Genomic DNA, 3,805 nt, shown 5'->3' with positions numbered 1-3,805 from the left:
CCCCTGGTTAAATCTATATATTTGCGTGTAAGGGTGGTTGAATGGATCCATTAGCCATGGGGCTTATGTATTTAGCGGGAGCATTACCATTAATTGGTGGCATCACTGGTTCAACAATAGGTATGAAGCGTGCAGCCAGTGTAGGTGCATCGGTTCTAGCAGAGGATCCAACCCAGTTCAGGAATGTATTAATCTTGGCTGCGCTACCAATGACTCAGACCTTCTATGGTTTAATACAAATGATCTATATAATGCTGATGTATATACCTAGCTTGCCATTGGACAACATTAATATGACGAAGGCACTTGCATTAATTGGCATCGGGCTAGCTGGTTTCCTGGCTGAATACCTATCTGCCTGGGCACAGGGGATAATATGTGCTAACGGTATTGCTGAGCTACCTAGAACAAAAGGCAACAACCTCATGAGCTCGATCGTGCTTGCAGCATATGTAGAGTTATGGGGTATATTAGGCATAATATTCACGATTCTCGGTCTATCCTTACTCGGGTGACAATAATTGACGATACTGGAAAGCGAGGCGGTAAAAGCCAGGTTACTCGAGGAGGCGAGGGCTAGGGCAGAGGAGATAGTGAGGGAGGCTGAGGCAGAGGCAAAGAGGAAGATAAGGGAAGCTGAAGCCTTATGGAGAGAGAGGGCTGAGAAAGAAAGAAGGAGGATTATTAGTGAAGCAGAGAAGGAGGCGAACAACATTGTTTCAGACGCGGTAAGGGAGGCGAGATTCATTATATCGATGGAAGTAGATAATATTGTTTCAGATATATTGAGTCAGGCGTACAATGTTATAAGAAGCCGTGGATTCGATGCCAAATCCTCCCTCAAAAACCTAATTACCGAATCTATGAAAACCATTGACTCACCGAGAAGGCTTATTGTTAGTAGAAGAGACTTAGAGACGGCTAGGGAGGTAGTCACCGAACTGGGATTGACAGGGGTCTCAATAGAGGTGGGCGATATAGAGGGCGGTATAATAGTTGAGTCCGCTAGCGGTATAATAGTGGATAACACGTATGAATCCCGGTTCAAGGAGTTCCAGAACAAGTATTTAAATGAGATTAGGAGAATACTGTGGGGCTGATGCATCCTCATGCTGATTGAATCCTCCAAGCTGTTTTTTACTAGAAGCGACTACATTAACATATTGTCGTCACAGAATTTAGAGACAGCGATTGGTTATCTCAGTGAGAAATTCCTGGCTAGCGAAATAGGTAAATTAGCAGGGATTCGCGGGATATCCCTCATAGATGTATATAATGCATTAGATAAAGGCTATAGAGGTATATTGCAATCATTATTCAGCCAAGCCGGGGACGAGGAGAGATCTATTGCTGATAAAATACTTTGGCTACTTAGCTCACTAGACCTTTACTTATCATTAAACGCACTCACCGCTGGAGTTAAGCCTCCACTAATGGCTTCGCCCCTACCGCTCTTAATACCGGAGATCCCTGATCCCATGAATATCTATATACTGAGAGAGATTCTACCAGTAGAGCTACACGGGCTGGTTAAAGAATACATAAATAAGAGAAGCATTCAGTTGCAACAGATAATCAGAGCTTTAGACAGTCTGGCCATGAAAGTTGATAAACTAAAGTATTACGAGTTAAGCGTTCTAGTCAACCTACTACATGATATGCAGCTGCTTAAAGCCTGTATACTATATCCAGAAGTAAGGCAACTCCAGCCCAGGGCCCTCTCGCTTAATCCAGCTAATTTTTACGAGAGCTGTGGAAAAAGTATCAGGGAGATAAGCATCATGCTCTCCAAGGATAGGCCGTTCGCGGTAGTTTTCTCAGAAGCCATAAACGATTCATTAAAGTTCTCAAGCGGTATCGAGGCCTTAGACCTAGGTGTCTATACGGGTTTACACTATCTCGCATCCCTCATACTCCAGAAAACAAGCATTGAAAAAACATGTAGGCTCATGCTTAAACTACTTGGCCAATACGTGTTTTTGAAGCTTGTTTTCACGGTGGTCGGCTCCGGCTTATATAGACAGGAGGCCTCGGTATTCATTAGTAAATGGGTGACTTGAATTGTACAGAGGTGAAATACTAGTTATAGGTGATGAGTACCTATCCCTAATAGGTGTTGCTGGGGGTGCTTCCTCAATAGTGTATAATGGCAATTGTAGTGAAATAATTGAAAAACTCCGCCCCACTATAGGCAAGTACTCAGTCTTAATCACCTATAAACAAGTGCTCAGTGAGTGCCGGAGGCTCCTGGAGCTAGTGGATGAAAGCAGAATGCTCATAGTTGAACTCGATAAGCCAGTGGAGCTGACCGGGATCGATGTTAGGCAATACTATGCCGAAATAGCCAAGAAATACCTGGGCATTGAAATACCTATATAATCTTTCCTAACGATAGAGACACCTGTAGATGCGTTTACCCTGGTAAAGGCGAACCATTATGAGTACGCATAAAGGGACAATATATAGGGTTTCAGGCCCCCTTGTAATAGCCGAAAACGTGCGGGGTGTAAGCGTCTACGAGGTAATCGAAGTAGGCGAGGAGAGACTAATTGGTGAGGCCATAGGAGTAGAGGGCGATAAGGCAATAATACAGGTATACGAGGATACCACAGGGTTAAAAGTAGGTGACCCCGTATACCCTACTGGGCAACCATTATCAGCTGAACTAGGACCAGGCCTGATAAAATCCATATTCGATGGAATCCAGCGCCCTCTACCAGTCATCGAGGCTCTTTCAGGCATATTCGTTAGGAAAGGAGTCAGGGTGACTCCTTTACCACGCGATAAAAAATGGTATTTCATCCCACTTGTCAAACCAGGTGATAAAGTCATCGAGGGCGACTTCATAGGTTACGTTAATGAAACAGAGGTGGTTAAACACTATATAATGGTTCCACCAGGAATTAACGGGATTATCGAATGGGTAGCCAGTGAAGGAGATTACAGTATAGTAGAGCCTATTGCCAAGATAGGGGGTAAAGAAGTATCAATGCTCCAGAAATGGCCTGTTAGAAGACCTAGGCCTTACAAGGAGAAATTAGAGCCCAGGGAGCCATTCATCACAGGTATTAGGGTCATAGATTTTCTATTCCCATTAGCTAAAGGCGGTAAAGCCGCTGTACCAGGAGGCTTTGGCACGGGTAAAACAGTCCTGCTTCACACTGTTACAAAGTGGAGTGAGGCAGATATAACGATTTACATTGGATGCGGTGAGAGAGGAAACGAAATGGCCGATGCATTAAACAGTTTCATCAAGCTAATAGATCCTAAGACCGGTAAGCCAATGATGGAGAGAAGCATCTTCATAGCTAACACCAGTAACATGCCTGTCGCAGCCAGGGAGGCAAGTATATTCCTAGGTGTTACACTTGGGGAATACTATAGGGATATGGGCTACAACGTCCTCCTCGTCGCTGACTCAACCAGCAGGTGGGCTGAGGCGATGAGAGAGATCAGCGGGCGTTTAGAGGAGCTACCGGGTGAGGAAGGCTTCCCAGCTTATCTGGCATCAAGGCTGGCACAGTTCTATGAGAGAAGCGGGTACGTGAAAACCATTGGCTCAACTGAGAGAACCGGTAGCCTCACCATCATGGGTGCAGTGTCACCGCCTGGAGCGGACTTCAGTGAACCAGTTACACAGTCCACTCTAAGGCTTATCAGGGCATTATACGCATTAGACGTTAACTTAGCGTATAGAAGACATTACCCTTCAATAAACTGGTTAACCAGCTTCAGCTTATATGTAGATAACGTAACAGAATGGTGGTCAAAAATAAGCCATGAGTACTCATATCTAAGGGAGAGA

5 protein-coding genes are annotated in these 3,805 nt (G+C 44.7%); all 5 read left to right on the top strand.

Translation table 11 applies throughout. From position 1 onward, the window contains the following. Nucleotides 1-41: 41 nt before the first annotated feature. The gene (locus QXV08_RS01965; protein WP_342821384.1) at nt 42-515 is read left to right on the top strand and encodes an ATPase; all 474 of its coding nucleotides are present in this window, start codon (nt 42-44) and stop codon (nt 513-515) included. A gap of 6 nt (nt 516-521) precedes the next feature. Beyond that, nucleotides 522-1,100, top strand: a complete 579-nt coding sequence (locus QXV08_RS01960) for a V-type ATP synthase subunit E (protein ID WP_342786777.1) — start codon at nt 522-524, stop codon at nt 1,098-1,100. Between the two features lie 9 nt (nt 1,101-1,109). Continuing rightward, a complete protein-coding gene (locus tag QXV08_RS01955) occupies nt 1,110-2,060 on the top strand; it encodes a hypothetical protein (protein ID WP_342786776.1) in 951 nt (316 codons plus the stop codon). A 1-nt stretch (nt 2,061) separates the two neighbouring features. Then, a complete protein-coding gene (locus QXV08_RS01950; RefSeq protein ID WP_342786775.1) occupies nt 2,062-2,379 on the top strand; it encodes a hypothetical protein in 318 nt (105 codons plus the stop codon). 58 nt (nt 2,380-2,437) lie between these two features. Continuing rightward, the coding region (locus QXV08_RS01945) for a V-type ATP synthase subunit A (protein ID WP_342821383.1) at nt 2,438-3,805 on the top strand (1,368 nt) is incomplete at its 3' end.

The organism is Desulfurococcus sp., assembly GCF_038881575.1.
Classification (GTDB): domain Archaea; phylum Thermoproteota; class Thermoprotei_A; order Sulfolobales; family Desulfurococcaceae; genus Desulfurococcus.
Note: the sequence above shows the minus strand (reverse complement) of the source record. Positions and strands in the feature narration are given on the sequence as shown.